Origin of the sequence: Variovorax sp. YR750 (assembly GCF_900109805.1) — a bacterium.
Classification (GTDB): domain Bacteria; phylum Pseudomonadota; class Gammaproteobacteria; order Burkholderiales; family Burkholderiaceae_C; genus Variovorax; species Variovorax gossypii.
In genome coordinates, this window is sequence record NZ_FOBJ01000004.1 from 109606 (window position 1) to 125517 (window position 15912).

A 15912-nucleotide genomic window follows, 5' to 3' on the forward strand; every position below is an offset into this window, starting at 1 on the left:
GCTATGCCGATGTTTGCTTCGCGCGCAGCAGCTTGATAAGCGCCGCGAGTTCCTCGCCGCCGAGGCCGGCTGCGTCCGCCCGCTGGAAGATGCCGGCCGCGAAGGCCGGGAAGCCGGTGTCGATGCCGGAGTCCTGCGCCGACTGCAGGATGCGCCGCGTCGCCTCGACCGAGATGCGCATCGGGCTCTGCGAGATGGCGAAGTCGCCCGACTGGATGACGGAGCCCTCGTGCTGAAGAAAGCCGGCGAAGGTCGGCATGATGCCCGCGACGATGCGGCCGTATTCGGCCACGTCGAAGCCTTCGTGCTCGGCGATGCGCGCGCCGTGGATGAAGCCGAGCATCGTGCCGTAGATGGTGGACAGCGTGGCGAGGTCCATGGCCGCCGCCGCGCTCGCGGCCTCGCCCAGGTAGACGATGCCGCCGGCCAGCGCCTTCAGCCAGGGCTCGGCTTCATCGAACACCGGCCTGGTGCCCGACACCAGCAGCGGCGTGTCGGGCTGGCCCATCTGGTCGGGTGCGGCCTGGATCGCGCCTTCGAGGTAGGCGGCGCCCTGCTTGTGCGCCCACGCCTGCGCGTCGCGGGCGTCCTGCGGGCTGCCGGTGGTCAGCTGCACCAGCAGGCGGCCGTCCATGGCGGCGGCGACGCCGTCGAGCGCGAAGATGGCATCGGCCGCGCGGTAGTCGTAGACGCACATCACGACGACGCGCGCGGCGCGCACCGCCTCGCTCGCACTGCGCGCCAGTACCGCGCCTTTCGCGACCACCGCATCGGCCTTGCCTGCCGTGCGGTTCCACACGGTCACCTTGTAGCCCTGGTCGAGATAGAGCCGCGCGATGGCTTCGCCCATCGCTCCCAGGCCCAGAACGGAAACTTCCTTGATGTCGTTGCTCTTGCTGCTCATGACGATTCGCTCGTTGCGGGTTGTGAAGATGGACGTATCGTAGGAATCGGGCTTCCTAACGGTCAAGTACCTACAATTAAGTTAGGTACTTACCAAAATGTATGTATTACCTACTGATGGGGATGAAGATGAAATCCAAGAAACCCTACAACTGCGGCATCGGCCCGGCTTTCGACGTGATCGGCGGCAAGTGGAAGGCCGTGATCCTGTGGGAGCTGCACGTGCAGCCCCTGCGCTTCGGCGAGCTGAAGCGGGCGCTGCCCGACATCAGCGAGAAGATGCTGATCCAGCAGCTGCGCGAGATGGAAACCGACGGCATCGTCCACCGAGAGGTGTTCCACGAAGTGCCGCCGCGCGTGGAGTACTCGGAGACGAAGCTGGGCGCCACGCTCAATGCGGCGCTCGCGCCGCTGGCCGACTGGGGCGACCGCTACGCGAAGCGCGTGGAGGCTGCGCGCACGCGGGCCGAGGCTGCGAAGTGACGAGACAGGCGAAGTCCGCCGCCGCGCTGCTCGCGCTCTGCGCGGCCTTGCATGCCTCGCCGGGCATGGCACAGGCCGCGTGCTCGCCCTCTCCCGCATGGGCCGGCCCGCAAATGCGCAGCGCGCCCGAAACGGTCTGGCGCAAGGACTTCAAGCGCCCCATCGACGGACAGCTCCCCGCAGGGCTGCAGGCCGCCCTCGGCGATGCGCTAGACAAGATGCTGCAGCACGTTCCGGCCGCGAGCGTGGCCGTCGCCATTCCCGGCGAAGGCATCTGGTCCGCCACGCGCGGCCTGGCGCGCAAGGAGCCGGCGCAGCCCGTGGTGCCCGACCAGCAGTTCCAGGTCGCGAGCACCGCCAAGACGCTGACGGCCGCGGTCGTGCTGCAGCTCGTCGAGGAAGGCAGGCTCGGGCTCGGCGACACCCTCGACAAGTGGTTTCCCGACGCGCCGAACGCGAAGCTCACCACCATCGAGCAGCTGCTGCGCCACACCAGCGGGCTCGTGAGCTTCAACGCGCTGCCGTCGCTGGGCACTGCCTACCGCACGCCCGCCGACATCGTCGCGCTCGGCACATCGCAGAAGCCGCAGTTCTGCCCCGGCACGAACTGGAGCTACAGCAACACCGGCTACGCGATGCTCGGAATGATCGTCGAGAAGGTGGAAGGCGCGCCGTTCGCCGAAGTGCTTTCGAAGCGGCTCATCAAGCCGCTGGCGCTCACGCACACCGTCATGCGCAAGGCCGGCGTCGAACTGCCCGTCGCCACGGGCCATGCTTCGGGCAGGCCGGTCGAGGCGCCCGACCAGTACGCAACGCCCTATGCGGCAGGCGCGCTGGCATCGACGGCGGGCGACCTCGCGGTGTTCTGGCACGCATTGCTCGCGGGCAAGGTGCTGCCGGGCGAATCGGTGCATCGCATGTTCACCGGCATGCCCGCGATGCTCGGCCCCTACGCCGGCAGCAACTCGTTCTACGGCATGGGCGTGCAGCTCTACGACGTGCCCGACGGCCCCGGGCTGATGCTCGGCCACAGCGGCGGCATCGAGGGCTTCACGAGCATCGTGGCCTACGTGCCGGCGGACGACGTCTACATCGCCGTGGCGTTCAACGAGAAGAAGGTGCCGGCAGAGGCCGGCCTGTGGGCGCTGCTGCGCGCAGTGCGGACATATCGCGCGCTGCAGTGATTGGCGAGAGGAAGAGCCGGCTCACTCGGCCCAGCCGGTCTCGATCTCGGTCTTCACTTCGGTCATGAGCTTGTGCACCGGGCACTTTCCGGCCACGCGCAGCAGCTCTTCGCGCTGCGCCTCGCTGAGGTCGCCGCTCAGGCGCAGGCCCGACTTGAGGCGGTAGACGCCCTTGCGCTCTTCGCTGTCGTCACGGTCGACCACCACCTCGATGTCTTCCACCGGAATGCCCTTGCGGCGCGCGTAGATCAGCACGGTGAGCGCCTTGCAGGCCGCGAGCGATGCGTCGTACAGGTCGTGCGGCTCGGGGCCGGCGTCGCTGCCGCCGCCGGCCGGCGATGCGTCGACCGGGATCTCGTGGTTGCGGATCTTCAGGATGTGTCGCGTGCCGGTGGTGCCGTCGCGGCGGATCGAGATGCTCATGCGTGTTTCCTCTGGGAGGGTGTTGCGGTTCGGGGAGAAAGCGTCTTCACGTACAGGATGGTGGTGAAGCCGCTGTGCCATTCGAGGTCGGGGTAGCGGTCGGCCTCGCGGTAGCCGAGCGCGAGGTAGAAGCCCTGGCTCTTCGTGTTGAAAGTGTCCGTCTCCAGCCGCGCGACCTCCACGCCGTCGGCGCGCATGCCGTCTTCGGCGAATGCCATGAGAGCGCGGGCGATGCCCTTGCGCTGGTGCATGGCCGGCACGTGCAGCGCGTGCACGAAGTCGTGCTCCCAGTGCACCATGCCGACCACCTCGCCGTCGATCTCGGCCACGAAGAAGTCCGGGCCTTTCTCGTCGATGTAGCCCACGGGCGCGCCGCTCTCCTCCTAGGCCCTGGCGGCCTCGGGCGTGAGTTCCGGCAGCCAGGTGCCGGCGAAGGTGTCGTCGAGGATGGCCTTCACCGCGTCGAAGTCCTCGATGCGCCAGGGCCGGATGGTGACGTCCGGAACGTCGTTGTTCGTGCTCATCGGTTCAGTTGCTCAGCGGTCCACCGCCAGCATCAGCGTTTCCTTGATTTCTTCCATCACCACGTAGCTGTGCGACTCGGCCGCCACCGGCAGCTTCTTGAGGATGTCGCCCAGCAGGTGCCGGTATTCGCTCATGCCGCTGAGCCGCGCCTTCACGAGGTAGTCGAAGCTGCCCGACACCAGGTGGCATTCGAGCACCTCGGGCATGTGCAGCAGCTCCTTGCGCACCTTGTCGAACACGTCGCCCGACTTGGCCGAGAGCTTGATCTCGACGAACACCAGCAGCGTCTTGTCCAGCGCTTCGGGCGACACGTGGGCGTGGTAGCCGGTAATGACGCCGTCGCGCTCCATGCGCTTCACGCGCTCGGCGCAGGGCGACGCCGACAGGCCGATGTGCTCGGCCAGCTCGGTCATGGACATGCGGCCCTGGCGCTGCAGGACGTCGAGGATCTTGCGGTCTATGCGGTCGAGTTCGGGCATTTCACTTCGGAGGGCGCCTTGGGCGATTTTCGGCAGTGTATTCCACTGCCAAGTCGCCGAAATCAGTGGAATCCACTGCATTGAGGACTTTAGATTCCATTCATTCCATTTGAATCGGCGAATACACCATGAAAGTCATCGTTCTCGGCGGCGGCGTGATCGGCACCACCACGGCGTACTACCTTGCCCGCTCGGGCGCCGAGGTCACCCTGCTCGACCGGCAGGCCGGCCCCGCCGAGGAAACCAGCTTCGGCAACGCCGGCCAGGTGTCTCCCGGCTACTCCACGCCATGGGCCGCGCCGGGCATTCCGCTGAAGGCGATCAAGTGGATGTTCAAGAAGCACGCGCCGCTGTCGATCCGCCCCGACGGCACCCTGTTCCAGCTACGCTGGATGGCCGCCATGCTGCGCAACTGCTCGCCCGAGGCCTACGCGGTGAACAAGGAACGCATGATGCGCGTGGCCGAATACAGCCGCGGCTGCCTGCAGCAGCTGCGCGCCGACACCGGCCTGCAGTACGAGCAGCGCACCGGCGGCACCCTGCAGCTGTTCCGCACGCAGGCCCAGCTCGACGCGGTGGAGCGCGACATCGCCGTGCTCGAGGAATGCGGCGTGCCCTACGAGCTGCTCGACCGCGACGGCCTCGCCCGCATCGAGCCCGCGCTGGCCGGTGCACGCGACCGGCTCACCGGCGGCCTGCGCCTGCCCAACGACGAGACCGGCGACTGCCACCTGTTCACCCGCGGCCTCGCCGAAATTGCACGCGGCATGGGCGTCGACTTCCGCTTCGGCCAGACCATCGCCGCCCTCGAAACCGACGGCGGCCGCATCACCGGCGTGCGCACCACGGCCGGCAAGATCCTCACGGCCGACCGCTACGTGATGGCCTTCGGCAGCTACTCGCGCGCCGCCATCGCCTCGCTGGGGCTGGACATCCCGGTGTACCCGGTCAAGGGCTACTCGCTGACCGTTCCGCTCGTCGACGAATCGCTGGCGCCGCAGTCGACCGTGCTCGACGAAACCTACAAGGTGGCCGTCACGCGTTTCGACAACCGCATCCGCGTGGGCGGCATGGCCGAACTCGGCGGCTTCGACCTGCGCCTGAACCCGGCGCGCCGCGCCACGCTCGAAAAGGTCGTGACCGACCTCTTCCCCGGCGGCGACGTGCCGAAGGCCACCTTCTGGACCGGCCTGCGCCCGATGACGCCCGACAGCACGCCCATCGTCGGCGGCACGCGCTACGCCAACCTGTTCCTCAACACCGGCCACGGCACCCTGGGCTGGACCATGGCCTGCGGCTCGGGCAAGCTCATCTCCGACATGGTGATGGGCCAGCGCCCCGAGATCCGCACCGACGGCCTGGCGATGGACCGCTACGAAACGGGCTCGTCGCGCGCAACGCGCCCGAACCCGGCGACCGCGCCGGCTTGATGCGCTTGATGCAGGGGCCGCTCAGGCGGCCTTTGCGATCGGAATCACGGCACTGCTCATGCCACGATAGACCTCCGCCTCGCCGTGCTTCGCGAGCAACTGCATCAGGTGCTTGCGGATCAGCATGCCGGGCCGGTCCGACTCCATCGAATACTCCACCCCGCGCCGGCGCGTGTCGACCAGCGCGTCGGGGTCGGTCGACTCGAGGATGTCCTTGTCCTCGCGCGTCACCGCCTCGTCGAAGTCGATCAGCATCTGCGCAGTGCAGTCGGCCTCGGTGTCGTTGCGGAACAGCCATTGACAAAGCTGCATGCGGCCGTCGTCGATGGGCGTGAAGCAGTTGATGATGATGTGGCGCACGCCGCTCGGATACTCGATGTCGAGCCGGCGCGAGAACGGCAGGAAATACGCGTTGCGCATGTGGCGCGTGGTGATCGGGTCGGTCACGCCGCTGATCGCATGGAACTTCACCGGGTTGGTGGCCTCGATGACCGTCTCCGCGTAGAAGCCCGAATCGTTCTCCACCAGCTCGTACTTGCTCGGCTTCGGGCTCGCGGCCACGCCGAAGGTGGCGCGGTGCACGAAGCTGAAGTGCGAGTTGTCGAAGGAGTTCTCCAGCGCGCGCATCGGGCTGGTCTGCCACTCCTCGTAGAACTGGAAGATGGTGCGGTAGCCCGGGTCGTCGAACTCCGGAATCGCCGGAATGTCGGCGATGGGCTCCTCCAGCGCCACCCACGCATAGCCGTAGCGCGCGGTGCAGCGGTAGGCCGTGGTGCGGTACTCCGGCGAGATCTTCCGGTCGGGCTCGTACTGCGGAATGCGGATGACCTGTCCGCTGCGGTCGTAGGTCCAGCCGTGGTAGCCGCACTGGATCGCACCGGTGCCGCAGGCCTGGCCTTCGGCGTCCACGCACCAGCCCTTGGAAAGCTTCGCGGTGCGGTGGCAGCAGCGGTCGCGCAGCGCGGCGGGCTGGCCGTCGGCGTCGATGAAGAGGACGATGTCTTCGCCCAGCAGCCTGAAGGGCTTCGGGCCGTTGGCAAGTTCGGTGAGCGGCATGACGGCATGCCAGAACTTGCGGAAGACGGGTTGTTGGGTGACGAGCATGCGCGGACTCCTTCCGTGGTCGTGTGGGGACGAACTGAAAGAGCAATTTCCTGCCTGGATGCGTGGGGCATCGCGCGGCTGAACGCTTCTACTCTGCGCAGACTGCCTTGCAAGTTGCGCGCCCGGATTGTGGCTCGACCGCGCCGCCGCTCCAAGCCCCGGCCCGCAAAGCCCGAGCAAAACACCCGAGCAAGATAGTCGAGAGGGCCCTTGGCATGCGTCGTGCATGACCGGCCGCAAGAGTAGAAGCGTTCAGCAGCGCACGCACCATGAAAGTGCGCCCGCCCGGAAATTGCTCTTGAAATGCCCGCCGCCCTCCTTCACCAGGAAAAGGCGACCGGATTCAAGACACGAAGCTTCCGAGGCCCCACATGCAACGTCGATCCTTCCTCGCGGCCAGCGCCGCAGCCATTGCCGCCCCCGCCGTGCTTGCGCAGAACGGCAAGCTCACCCCGCTCAAGTTCACGCTCGACTTCCGCATCAACGGACAGACCGCGCCCTTCTTCCTGGCGCTCGCCAAGGGCTACTACCGCGACGAAGGGCTGGACGTGAGCATCGACACCGGCGCCGGCTCGGTCGCATCCATCACCCGCATCGCCAGCGGCGTCTACCAGCTGGGGCTGGGCGACATCAGCTCGCTGGTGGAGTTCAATGCGCAGAACTCCGGCACGCCGGTGGTGCAGGCCGTGTACCAGTACTACAACCGCGCACCGTTCGTGATCATCGGCCGCAAGGACCGCGGCGTGAACGGCGACTTCAGGAGCCTTGCGGGCAAAAAGGTCGCTGCGGCGGCCGTCGAATCGACCCGCCGCGCCTGGCCGATGGTCGCGCGCAAGCAGGGCATGCGCGCCGACGCCTTCCAGTGGCAGACCACCGACTTCAGCGCGCGCGACAACGTGATGGTGCGCGGCGACGTCGACGCCGCCACCTACTTCCACGACTCGGCCGTCTCGCTCTTCGCGCGCATGAAGCCCGAGGAGCTCTCGGTGCTCAAGTACGCCGACGCGGGCGTCAACCTGTACGGCAACGCCATCCTCGCGGGCAGCAACCTGATCGCGCAGAACCCGAAGGTGGTGGCCGCCTTCCTGCGCGCGAGCAACCGGGCCATCGTCGAGACCTTCGCCAACCCGGCACCGAGCATCGCGGCCATGCGCCAGCGCGAGCCCATCCTCGATGAGAAAATCGAGCTCGAGCGCTGGGGCATCACGGCGCAGTACGTGGGCGCCGCCGACACACGCGGCCACGGCCTCGGCGATATAAAGAAGCTCACGCTGGAGCAGCAGGTCGACGAAGTGGCCGATGTCTTCGGCCTGAAAGTCAAGCCCGCCTCCGACGCCATCTTCAACACCTCGATGCTTCCATCGCGCAGCGAACGCTCCCTCCCCAAGGCATGAACACCACCAGCAGCAACAACGGCATCACCTACCCCGCGGAAACCGCGCTCGACGAGCGCGACGGACGCTACCTGCGCAAGGCCATCGTGTGGTCGCACGCGGCGCGCCGGCGGGGCAACCGCCCCTTCGGCTCGGTCATCGTCTCGGCCGCCGGCGAGATACTGGCCGAGGCCGGCAACAGCAACACGGAAACGGGCGACTGCACCGCCCATGCCGAGGTCAACGCATTGCGCGCGCTGGCCGGGCGCAACATCTCGCGCGAGGAGCTGGCCGGCGCCACGCTCTACGCCTCGGGCGAGCCCTGCGTGATGTGCGCGGGCGCGATCTTCTGGTCGAACATCGGCCGGGTGGTGTTCGGCATCGACGCCGAGCGGCTGCGCGTGTTCCGCGGCGAGCGGCAGGACCAGCGCGACGCGGAGCTGTCGTGCCGCGACGTGTTCCGTGCCTCGCCGCATCCCATCGAATGCATCGGCCCGGCGCTGATCGACGAGGCCAGCGCGGCCCACGACGGCGCCTGGAAGACCTGAAAGCCGGCGCACTAGACTCCCCGGATGCCCTGGCACGCCCGTCTCCATCTTTCCTACCGGCAGGAAGCCTCCCGCACCGTCGCCCGCTTCCGCCATGACGGCCCGCTGCGCATCCTGCAAAGCCTGTATCCCGAGGGCGACGCCGTGTGCCACAACGTGCTGGTGCATCCGCCGGGCGGCCTGGTGGGCGGCGACACGCTCGACATCGACATCGAGGCGGCCGATGGCAGCCACGGCCTGATCACCACGCCCGGCGCCTCGCGCTTCTACCGCTCCGAGGGCGATCTCGCGCTGCAGCGCACGCGCATCCGACTCGAGGCCGGCGCACGGCTCGAATGGCTGCCGCTCGAGGCCATCTGCTACAGCGGCTGCCGCGCCGAGAACCGGCTCTCCATCGAGGCCGCGGCCGGCGCCGAGCTGATCGGCTGGGACGTGACCGCACTGGGCCTGCCCAACGCCGGCCAGCCCTTCGAGCGCGGTACCTACCTGCAGCACATCGAAGTGCCCGGCATCTGGCTGGAGCGCGGGCGCATCGACGCGGCCGACCAGCGCCTGCTGCAGAGCCCCATCGGCCTCGGCGGCCAGCGCTGCCTGGCTTCGCTCTTCTTCGTGGCGGGCTCGCCGATCGCGCGCGCCCGGCGCGACGCCCTGCTGGCGCACGCGCGCACGCTGCTCGATGCGAGCCCGCTGGCCGAAAGCGCCGGCGCCACCAGCCCGCACGCCGAAGTGGTGGTGCTGCGGGTGCTGGCGCCCGTGGTCGAACCCGCGATGCAGCTGCTGCGGCAGGTCTGGCAGGCATGGCGCGCGGAGCTGTGGCGGCTGCCGGCGGCCACGCCGCGCATCTGGTCGACCTGAGGCCGTTTCGCCCTGCCCCCGGGGCCTCGGGGGATGAATCTGTAGGCACCGTCTGACGGACAGCCGCCGCGCAAAGGCGCACTCTGGCCCCTTGCCCAGCGGATGACGAGGATCGGCCATGCCTGTTGACGACACCCCGGACACCCTTCACCGCCGACTGGCGCGGTTCAACGCCGCACGGCTGAGGCCCGGCATCCCTTCGCCCCGGTGGAAGGAAGAGCTGGAGCATGAGCATGCCTGCCGCCTGCTCGAAGGCGAGTACGTCGAAGGCCTGCGCACCACCGTGCAGGCGGCCGCGTCGGCTGCCTGCGGCAACGCGGCGCATTTCGTCGCCTGGTTCGAGTCGCTGGCGCACACCGGGCCGGGCCAGGGCCACCCGCTGTTCGACTGGCTGGCGCAGGAGGCCACGCTGCCGCAGATGCGCTGGTTCCTCACGCAGGAGGCCGCGGGCGAGGCCGGTTTCGAAGACCTGCTGGCCTACGCCCAGGTCAAGTTGCCGCCGCAGCCCAAGCTGGAATGCGCGCGCAACTTCTGGGACGAGATGGGGCACGGCAAGCAAAGTGCCATGCACGGCCAGATGCTGGAGCAGATGGTGCGCGAGCTCGACCTGCATCCGGCCGTCGACACCACCGTGTGGGAATCGCTGGCACTCGCCAACACCATGGTCGCGCTGGCCACCACGCGGCGCTACGCCTTCCACGCCATCGGCGCGCTCGGCGTCATCGAGCTCACGGCCCCCGGCCGCGTGAAGCAGGTGGCCGCCGGCATGCGACGGCTGGGCCTCGGCGGCCGTGCGCGCGCCTACTTCGACCTGCATGCGGCGCTCGACGTGTCGCACTCCCGCGCGTGGAATCGCGAGGTGATCCTGCCGATGGTCGAGGCCGACCCGGCCTGCGGACAGTTCATCGCCGAGGGCGCGCTGATGCGGCTCACCTGCGGCGAACGCTGCTTCGAGCGCTACGGCGCCGAGCTGCGGCAGCCGGAAGAGGTCGCCGCATGCTGAACGCGGCCGAAGTGCTGCGCCAGGTGGCGGCCACCGGCTACCGCTTCACCGCGGTCACGCCGCTGACGCACCAGCGCGTGCTCGCGCGGCGCGGACGCGAGCCGGGCGCCACCCTGCGCGACATCTTCGGCTGGAACCTGCCCTTCGAGACGCGCGCGCTGCCGCCCGAACTGCTGGCCGGCATGGAGCGCGCCGGCATCGTGCGGCGCGAGGGATCGCTGCTGCGCAGCACGGTGCGCATCGCCAGCCTGGGCGACGACCTGTTCTTCCACTCGGCCTATCCCACGGTCGAGGAGAACGCCGTGTTCTTCGGCCCCGACACCAGCCGCTTCGCACGCTTCATTGGCCATGCACTGGCCTCGCGCAAGGCGCAACGGCAGTCTCTTCGCGTGCTCGACGTGGGATGCGGCAGCGGTGCGGGCGGTATCGCGGTTGCACGCGCTCTGGCTAGCACGGGCGCGACGCCGACGGTGGTGATGAACGACATCAACCCCCTCGCGCTGCAGTACACGGCGACCAACGCGGAGGTGGCGGGCATCGCCGTCGCGCTCGCACAGGGAGATGCGCTGTCGGCAGTCGATGGCGACTTCGATCTCATCGTGTCGAACCCGCCCTACCTCGACGACGCCGCGCAGCGCGCCTACCGCCACGGCGGCGCGCGGCTGGGGCGGGCGCTCAGCGTGCGCATCGCGGCCGAGTCGCTGAGACGGCTCGCGCCGGGCGGGCAGCTGCTGCTCTACACCGGCGTGGCGATGGTCGACGGCGAGGATCCCTTCCTCGCCGAGATGCAGCCGCTGCTCGCGGCACCGGGCCTGGCCTGGTCCTATGCCGAAATCGACCCCGACGTGTTCGGCGAGGAGCTGGAACGGCCGGTGTACGCGCACATCGACCGCATCGCCGCGGTCGGCCTGGTCGCCACCCGCGCGGCGGAGGCAGCCTGATGGCCGCCGGGCTCGACCTCGGCATCGACACCGCCCGGCTCGCCGTGGTGCGCGAGTGCAGCGTGCTGGAGCGCATGCCCAAGTGGCTCATCTGCGTGCCGCTGGTGGTTCAGTGGCTGTGGCTCTCGGTGCGCTACGGCGGCGCCACCGTGCCCACCGCCGCCAATCCGCACATCACCTCGGGCGGGATGGCCGGCGAAGGCAAGCTCGAATACTTCCGGGGCATGGGGCCGCTGGCGCGATCGGTCACGGCCGAACACGTCGGGGTGCTGAACGACGGCACGGCCACCGAAGACGCGCTGTTGCAGGCCATGGCCTCCAGCGGCCTCGCGTTTCCCGTGGTCGCCAAGCCCGACCTGGGCCTGTGCGGCTACGGCGTGCGCCTGGTGCCCGACATGGCGGCGCTGCTGGCCTACCTGGCCGTCTTCCCCGCGGACGAAACGGTGGTGCTGCAGCGCTACCTGCCGCAGGAAGGCGAAGCCGGCATCTTCTACGCCCGCGATCCGGCCACCGACGAGGGCCGCGTCATCGGGCTGGCGCTGCGCTACTTTCCCCGCGTGACGGGAGACGGCCGCAGCACGGTGGCGCAGCTCGTGGCGGCCGACGTGCGCGCCCGCCGCATCGCGCGCTCGCCGCGCCACCAATGCAGCGTGCCGCCGGACAGCGTGCCCGCCGCCGGGCAGCAGGTTCGGCTGGCCACCATCGGCTCGACGCGCGTGGGCGGCCTCTACCGCGACGGCGCGGCGCTCGTCACGCCGGAGCTGGTGCGCGCCATCGACGCCGTAGCTCGCGACATGCCCGACTTCCGCTTCGGGCGCTTCGACGTGCGCTACGAAAGCCTGCGCGAGCTCGGCGCCGGGCGCGGCTTCACCATCATGGAAGTCAACGGCGCGGGCTCCGAGGCCATCGAGGCGTGGGACCCCGACATCGGCGTGATCCAGGGCTTCCGCATGGTCTTCGCCAAGCAGCGGCTGCTGTTCGCCATCGGCGCGGCGCAGCGCAGGGCCGGCGTGAAGCCCATCGGCCTGCTCGCGCTCGCGCGGCTCAACCGGCGGCAGAACCGGCTGGTCGACCGCTATCCACCTTCCAACTGAGCACCTTCCAACCGAGTCGTCGCACGCACATGGACATCACCGCCCCGCACGCCCTGCCCCACCGCTCGCCCACGCCCCTCGCGGCCGTGGCGCCCGTCCTGGAAACCCGCTGGGCCGATTGCGAGGAGGACGTTCGCGAAGCGCAGCGTCTGCGCTTCTGCGTATTCGCGCAGGAGATGGGCGCCCGGCTGACGCCGCCCGAGGGCACGCCGCCCGGGCTGGACGCGGACCGCTTCGACGCCTTCTGCGACCACCTGCTGGTGCGTGCCGTCGATCCGGTGCACGGCCCCGGCCCGCTCATCGGCACCTACCGCGTGCTCACGCCGGAGGCGGCGCGCCGCGCGGGCGGCTTCTACACCGACACCGAATTCGACCTGGCACCGCTCGCCCCGCTGCGCGGCAGCGCGCTGGAGCTGGGCCGCTCCTGCGTGGACGCCGACTGGCGCTCGGGCAGCGTGATCATGGCGCTGTGGACCGCGCTCGGGCAGTACATGGTCGACCACGCGCTCGACACCATGATCGGCTGCGCCAGCATCGGGCTCGACGACCAGGGCACGGCCGCGGCGCGGCTGTGGCACCGGCTGTGCCGCACCCACCTGGTGGAGGAGCGCTGGCGCGTGGAGCCGCGCATCGCGCTGCCGCTCGATGCTGAGCCCGACACCGATGCCGACAGCGACCTGCCTCCTCCCGCCACGCCGCCGCTCATCAAGGGCTACCTGCGCTGCGGCGCGCGCCTGCTCGGGCCGCCCGCGCTCGACGTGGCATTCAACACCGCCGACCTGCCGCTGATGCTGCGGGTGGACGAGGTTTCGCCGCGCTACCGCCAGCATTTCTTCGGCATTCAGGCGTGAACACGGGCACCTGAACGGCAACGCGAAGACGGCGCAAAACGGGCGCAAAAACGGCGCCGAAAGGGCAGCAGGAGCGCTTCGGATACAGTCCCGCACCAGCCCGCCTCAAGACCTGCCGCCAGCGTGACCTTCCGAAGAACCGCCAACAGTCTGGTTTTCCGTCTCCTCGTCATGGGCCTGGCGATGGCGCTCGTCGGCACCGCGGCCAGCTACATCCAGCTCACCCGCTTCCTGCGGGAGGACCTGACGAAGTCGGTGGCGACGCAGCAGACGGCGCTGGCCGCCTACGTGGCCCGCGACGTGGACAACTACATCGTCGAGCGGCTGTCCTTCCTGGAACGACTGGCCCTCGCCCTGCCGCCGGAACTCATGTCGCAGCCCCGGCAACTGCATGCGTGGCTGGCGGAGCGAGGCGCGCTGAGCGACCTCTTCCCGCTGGGCCTGGCGGTCGCCGACGTCGACGGCAAGCGGCTCGACGACTCCGGACAAATCACAACGGACAGTCCGGAATTCACCGCCGCATCCGCCGGGCGGCGCGCCGTGGGCCGGCCACGGGCCACGGCCTCGCAGCACTCGGCCCTGCCCATGGGCGTGCCCGTGCGCAACGCCGCCGGCCAGGTCATCGCAGTGCTGCTCGGCATGGCGGACCTCACGGCCGACGGCCTGCTCGACCATCTGCAGGAGGGGCGCGTGGGCCAGAACGGCGGCATCCTGGTGATCTCGCCGCGCGACCGCCTCTTCGTCGCCTCGACGGACGTCTCGATGTCCCTCAAGCCGACGCCGGCCGATGGCGTGAACCTGCTGCACGACCGCGCCATGGCGGGCTTTCGCGGCAGCGGCACGACGCGCAACGCCAGGGGCATCGACGAGATATCCGCCATCGCGTCGGTGCCCAGCGCCGGCTGGTTCGTGGTGGCGCGGCTGCCGGTCTCGGAAGCGCTGGCGCCGGTGGCGCGCATGCAGACCTTCATCCTGCAGCAACGCGCGCCCGCCGTGACCGCGGTGCTGCTCGTGATCGGCCTGATCATGACCTGGCTGCTGCGGCCGCTCTTCCGCGCCGCCGACCAGGCCGACCGCATGACCCGCGGCGAACTCGCGCTGGCGCCGCTGCGGGTGGTGCGCGACGACGAGATCGGGCACCTCACGCAGGCCTTCAACCGCCTGCTGGCCAAGCTCGTCGACAACCAGGAGGCGCTGGCGCACCTCGCCCACCACGACGCGCTGACCGGCCTGCCCAACCGCCAGCTGCTGCGCGACCGGCTGCAGCAGGCGCTGGCCCACGCCGGGCGGCACGGGCACCAGGTGGCCGTGCTCTACCTGGACCTCGACGGATTCAAGAGCCTCAACGACACCTTCGGCCACGAGGCGGGCGACAAGGCCCTCGGGGAAATCGCGCGCCGCCTGCAGTGCCTGGTGCGGCAGACCGACACCGTGGCGCGCATCGGGGGCGACGAGTTCGTGCTGCTCGCCACCGGCCTCAAGGCGCCGGCGGAACAGGGCGCGCTGGTGCTGGCGCAGCGATGCATCGACGCCATTGCCGCGCCGCTGCCGCAGGAACTCGCCGGCATGGCGATCGGCGCGTCGATCGGCATCGCCCTGGGCAACGGAAGCGAAACCCCGCAGGACCTGCTCGCCGCGGCCGACAAGGCGATGTACCGGGCCAAGCAAGGCGGGCGCGGCAGCTATGCGATGACGGGCGTGGCGACCGGGACGTAAGCCCTGGCGCCGCTTCGGCTCCTACGCCGGCATGTCGGTACGCGGCAGCCGCAGGTGCTTCTTCAGCGTCTCGAACACCTGCCGCGTGACCGGGTTCACCACGTGGCTGCGCACGTAGAGGTAGTAGGCCAGGTCGGGCAGCCTGGGCATGCCGTCGCCCGCGCCGAGCACGCGCAGGCCGGCGTCGAGCTGCTCCACGCCGCGCGCCGTCACGCCCAGACCCGCCCGCAGCGCGGCCTTGATGCCGATCAGGCTCGACGAGGTGTAGCGCGGCGTCCAGGCCACGCCCGCCGTGTCGAGCGCCTCGTGGCCGATGCGGCGGAAGATGCTCGGACCGTCGGCCATGATGAGCGGCACCGGCTTGGTCGGGTCGTGCACGTAGCTCGCGGCGCACAGCCACACGGTGGGCGAGTTGCGCAGCACCACGCCCTCGAACTGCGACTGCGCGTCGGCGCGGTTGGAGATGATCATGTCGACCTCGCCGCTCTTGAGCGAAGTCATCAGGTAGGGGCTGCGGCCGATGTGGATGTCCAGCTGCAGCAGCGGCGAGGTGCGCGCCACCTCGGCCAGCAGCAGCGGCAGCATGGTCTCGGCCACGTCGTGCGGCGCGCCGATGCGCAGGTTGCCCTCCAGCTGCCCCTGCCGCAGGCTGCGCAGCGCCTCGTCGTTCAGCGCCAGCATGTGGTGCGCGTAGGTGAGCAGCCTCTCGCCGTGCTCCGTCAACCGCTTCTGCCGGCCCTGCTTGACGAACAGCGGGTGGCCGATCTGCTCTTCCAGCCGCTGCATCTGCTGCGTGATGGCCGACTGCGTGCGCCCCAGGTGCACGGCGGCGGCGGCAAAGCTGTGGAGGCTGACGACGGCCGCGAAGGAGCGCAGCAACTCGAGATCTAGCGTGGGCATCCATCAATTTTATTAATGTGTTTACTGCGTCGGCTGGATTGTTGCGTCACGCCCCCGTCACTACAGTGGATGCACACGAAACAGGCAACCCCACTGGAGA

18 protein-coding genes are annotated in these 15912 nt (G+C 69.5%); 11 read left to right on the forward strand and 7 right to left on the reverse strand.

The features are described 5' to 3' along the window. Position 1 precedes the first annotated feature (1 nt). A complete protein-coding gene (locus BMY35_RS09620) occupies positions 2–904 on the reverse strand; it encodes an NAD(P)-dependent oxidoreductase (protein ID WP_093197479.1) in 903 nt (300 codons plus the stop codon). Between the two features lie 128 nt (positions 905–1032). Here BMY35_RS09620 and BMY35_RS09625 point away from each other — a divergent pair, with 128 nt between their 5' ends. After that, complete coding sequence (locus BMY35_RS09625) at positions 1033–1386, forward strand: winged helix-turn-helix transcriptional regulator (protein ID WP_093198433.1); 354 nt, start codon at positions 1033–1035, stop codon at positions 1384–1386. Beyond that, the gene (locus tag BMY35_RS09630) at positions 1383–2570 is read left to right on the forward strand and encodes a serine hydrolase domain-containing protein (protein WP_093197481.1); all 1188 of its coding nucleotides are present in this window, start codon (positions 1383–1385) and stop codon (positions 2568–2570) included. Before BMY35_RS09625 ends, BMY35_RS09630 begins: the two co-directional genes overlap by 4 nt. 21 nt (positions 2571–2591) lie before the next feature. Here the strand turns inward: BMY35_RS09630 and BMY35_RS09635 are convergent, their stop codons facing one another. The 4 genes from BMY35_RS09635 to BMY35_RS09645 are packed head-to-tail and all read right to left on the reverse strand — an operon-like array spanning position 2592 to position 3997. Next, on the reverse strand, positions 2592–2993 hold the full coding sequence (locus BMY35_RS09635) for an OsmC family protein (RefSeq protein WP_093197483.1): 402 nt from the start codon (positions 2991–2993) through the stop codon (positions 2592–2594). After that, positions 2990–3358 (reverse strand): GNAT family N-acetyltransferase, encoded by a 369-nt coding sequence (locus BMY35_RS09640; RefSeq protein ID WP_256228282.1) that lies wholly within the window; start codon positions 3356–3358, stop codon positions 2990–2992. Before BMY35_RS09640 ends, BMY35_RS09635 begins: the two co-directional genes overlap by 4 nt. Before the next feature lie 18 nt (positions 3359–3376). Further along, a complete protein-coding gene (locus tag BMY35_RS38730; protein WP_256228283.1) occupies positions 3377–3517 on the reverse strand; it encodes a hypothetical protein in 141 nt (46 codons plus the stop codon). Positions 3518–3529: 12 nt separating this feature from the next. Continuing rightward, entirely contained in the window at positions 3530–3997 is a 468-nt protein-coding gene (locus tag BMY35_RS09645; RefSeq protein WP_093197485.1) for a winged helix-turn-helix transcriptional regulator, read from the reverse strand. 128 nt (positions 3998–4125) lie between these two features. Here BMY35_RS09645 and BMY35_RS09650 point away from each other — a divergent pair, with 128 nt between their 5' ends. Then, complete coding sequence (locus BMY35_RS09650) at positions 4126–5427, forward strand: D-amino acid dehydrogenase (RefSeq protein ID WP_093197488.1); 1302 nt, start codon at positions 4126–4128, stop codon at positions 5425–5427. Between the two features lie 21 nt (positions 5428–5448). Here BMY35_RS09650 and BMY35_RS09655 read toward each other — a convergent pair whose 3' ends face one another. After that, complete coding sequence (locus BMY35_RS09655; RefSeq protein WP_093197490.1) at positions 5449–6531, reverse strand: aromatic ring-hydroxylating dioxygenase subunit alpha; 1083 nt, start codon at positions 6529–6531, stop codon at positions 5449–5451. 371 nt (positions 6532–6902) lie between these two features. On the opposite strand from BMY35_RS09655, the gene BMY35_RS09660 reads away from it, so the two are divergent. The 8 genes from BMY35_RS09660 to BMY35_RS09695 all read left to right on the forward strand — a co-directional run bounded on the left by BMY35_RS09660 (position 6903) and on the right by BMY35_RS09695 (position 14912). Continuing rightward, positions 6903–7925, forward strand: coding sequence for an ABC transporter substrate-binding protein (locus BMY35_RS09660; RefSeq protein WP_093197493.1), 1023 nt, complete (start codon positions 6903–6905; stop codon positions 7923–7925). Continuing rightward, positions 7922–8452 carry a nucleoside deaminase gene (locus tag BMY35_RS09665; protein ID WP_093197494.1) on the forward strand — a complete coding sequence of 177 codons (531 nt, stop codon included), beginning with the start codon at positions 7922–7924 and terminating at the stop codon, positions 8450–8452. The genes BMY35_RS09660 and BMY35_RS09665 overlap by 4 nt, the downstream gene beginning before the upstream one ends. Before the next feature lie 24 nt (positions 8453–8476). Continuing rightward, a complete protein-coding gene (locus tag BMY35_RS09670; RefSeq protein WP_093197497.1) occupies positions 8477–9307 on the forward strand; it encodes an urease accessory protein UreD in 831 nt (276 codons plus the stop codon). Between the two features lie 118 nt (positions 9308–9425). Further along, the gene (locus BMY35_RS09675) at positions 9426–10310 is read left to right on the forward strand and encodes an iron-containing redox enzyme family protein (RefSeq protein WP_093197499.1); all 885 of its coding nucleotides are present in this window, start codon (positions 9426–9428) and stop codon (positions 10308–10310) included. Then, positions 10304–11251: a methyltransferase gene (locus BMY35_RS09680; RefSeq protein WP_093197502.1), complete on the forward strand. Its 948-nt coding sequence runs from the start codon at positions 10304–10306 to the stop codon at positions 11249–11251. Before BMY35_RS09675 ends, BMY35_RS09680 begins: the two co-directional genes overlap by 7 nt. Continuing rightward, positions 11251–12345, forward strand: a complete 1095-nt coding sequence (locus BMY35_RS09685; protein WP_093197504.1) for a hypothetical protein — start codon at positions 11251–11253, stop codon at positions 12343–12345. Before BMY35_RS09680 ends, BMY35_RS09685 begins: the two co-directional genes overlap by 1 nt. A 29-nt stretch (positions 12346–12374) precedes the next feature. After that, on the forward strand, positions 12375–13196 hold the full coding sequence (locus BMY35_RS09690; RefSeq protein ID WP_093197507.1) for a GNAT family N-acetyltransferase: 822 nt from the start codon (positions 12375–12377) through the stop codon (positions 13194–13196). Positions 13197–13319: 123 nt separating this feature from the next. Then, positions 13320–14912: a GGDEF domain-containing protein gene (locus tag BMY35_RS09695; protein WP_256228285.1), complete on the forward strand. Its 1593-nt coding sequence runs from the start codon at positions 13320–13322 to the stop codon at positions 14910–14912. Positions 14913–14933: 21 nt separating this feature from the next. Here BMY35_RS09695 and BMY35_RS09700 read toward each other — a convergent pair whose 3' ends face one another. Beyond that, a complete protein-coding gene (locus tag BMY35_RS09700; RefSeq protein WP_093197513.1) occupies positions 14934–15812 on the reverse strand; it encodes a LysR substrate-binding domain-containing protein in 879 nt (292 codons plus the stop codon). Positions 15813–15912 lie beyond the last annotated feature (100 nt).